The organism is Mucilaginibacter sp. (assembly GCF_036383575.1).
Classification (GTDB): Bacteria; Bacteroidota; Bacteroidia; order Sphingobacteriales; family Sphingobacteriaceae; genus Mucilaginibacter.
This window is the reverse complement of record NZ_DASVOB010000033.1, coordinates 1-1,909: the sequence shown is the minus strand read 5'-3', so window position 1 is coordinate 1,909 and position 1,909 is coordinate 1. Positions and strand designations below refer to the sequence as shown.

The 1,909-nt window shown below is 44.2% G+C and carries 3 protein-coding genes; 2 read left to right on the top strand and 1 reads right to left on the bottom strand.

Going from position 1 to position 1,909, the window contains the following annotated elements; all coding sequences use genetic code 11:
* Both VF500_RS01105 and VF500_RS01100 read left to right on the top strand, forming a co-directional pair.
* On the top strand, window positions 1-588 hold a 588-nt coding region (locus VF500_RS01105; RefSeq protein WP_330857905.1), incomplete at its 5' end, for a vWA domain-containing protein.
* A gap of 149 nt (window positions 589-737) precedes the next feature.
* Window positions 738-1,022 (top strand): hypothetical protein, encoded by a 285-nt coding sequence (locus VF500_RS01100; protein WP_330857904.1) that lies wholly within the window; start codon window positions 738-740, stop codon window positions 1,020-1,022.
* Here the strand turns inward: VF500_RS01100 and VF500_RS01095 are convergent.
* Window positions 1,012-1,909, bottom strand: an 898-nt coding sequence (locus tag VF500_RS01095) for a GH39 family glycosyl hydrolase (RefSeq protein WP_414688557.1), incomplete at its 5' end; no start/stop codon positions are given. The genes VF500_RS01100 and VF500_RS01095 overlap by 11 nt on opposite strands.

Sequence of the window (1,909 nt, the reverse complement as noted above, 5' to 3'; positions counted from 1 at the left end):
GTCCCCGAAACAAGGATAGGTTACGGGCGTAAGCGCTCATCGCTAAAAGATGTGATCCTGTGCCTGGATCAAAGCGGCTCTATGGGCTCATCGGTGGTTTATTCCGGCATTTTTGGGAGTGTTATGGCATCTATCCCGGCTATCAAAACTAAAATGGTGGTATTTGATACCGCCGTTGCCGATTTGACCGAAGAACTAACCGACCCGGTTGAATTATTGTTTGGCGTGCAATTGGGTGGTGGTACCGATATCAACGCTGCGCTAACCTATTGCCAGCAAATAGCTACCCGGCCTACCGATACCGTATTGGTGCTGATCACGGATCTGTACGAAGGTGGTAACGTAACCGAAATGCGTCGCCGTGCTGTTGAACTGGTTTCGGCAGGGGTACAGCTGGTTGTTCTGCTTGCTTTGAGCGATGATGGCTCACCCTCGTATGATCATCGCAATGCCCAATTCCTTGCCGATATGGGAGTTCCTGTTTTTGCCTGTACCCCTGATAAATTTCCCGACCTGATGGCTGCTGCGCTTACCAAGCAGGATATTGGCCTTTGGGCCGCAAAAGAAGAACTTATTTTGAAAAAGTAAAGAAGAAATCGCTGCTTCTACGATACAAAATCGCAATTCACCACTACTTAATAATGTCAAATTGAAAATTAATTATGATTTTTACAACTTTAAGTTGTTGAAGTTCCGGTACTGGATGTGTTGCGTTACTCTTGTAAGTTCTGATTAAATTGATTAAACCTTGTTTTGATGCCTGCCTGGAAAAACTCAAAGGCAGGGTATTGTATAATGCCCAATTTGATGGCGGTTTTTTTGATGCCGAAATACTTAAAGATCTGATTTTAAAAAAAACGGGTCGTGAAATTAACCTCAATACCATTGATAGGGAATTTGGTATTGTTCCAGCCAAATTTAAGCCATCGACCTATACACTTGACACTTTGTCGATATTTTGCGGTTACGCCAATTGGGGTGATTTTTACATGGTGAATAAAGAAAGTTTACCTACCAGCTAAACTTTAAAAAAGCCACTCCCTGTCTTGGTAAAGTTACCGTAGCGCCTGATAATCCTGATTTAGCTATTAGTGTAACAGATTTTCCGAATTTTTGTAGTTGCCCTGCTTTTTCAAGCTCCTTAATTTGCCCTGCAGTAGGATTTTGTGGCGAGCCCATCTTTTTCCAAACTTCATAGGCGTTGCTATGCTCATCATCTATCCGATATTGGGTGAGTTTTACGAAGGTAGGCGGCAGGTGTTCTATCCTGACTTCTACAGTTTTCCCTGCATCATGAAGGTCATCGTCATGATAGTTCCACAGCAATACGGTCATTTCTCTTTTATCTACAGATGCCAAAGCGCCGATATCTGTATTACGTCCCCTGATGCTTTTATCTGCTACGGTTTTAAGCGGATACATCTGGTCGCCGGTTACTTTTAATCGCTTACCCTTCATCATGCCTAACATCCGGAAAACGTTGAGTACCGGTTTATCAACCCCATTGGTAGCCAGGTCGCGAAAACCATAAAACCAGGGCTGGTTTTCAAACTCGAACGACCATGATACCGAGCCCATAAAGTTTACGCCTAATGAATCTGCCAGCTGGTATTCCCTTGCTATCGAAGCTGCTGTATAACTCGAATACATGGTGCCGTTACGATATGCGTTTGACGGATTGGTAGCCATACCGCAGGCCGCACAACCTTCCGGGTCCGATTCGCCAATCACTATTGGCGTGTTCTTAGTTTCGGGATAGGATGCTACAATTTTAAACCCTTCCCTGATATCGCGGATCTGCGGGGCCATGTTCATACGTACCTTACCATTAACCAGCGTAGGTTGTCCTTTAGCATGAAAGGAGATCACATCAATAGGCGTACCTATTTTGCCTGTTGCATAATTGGTA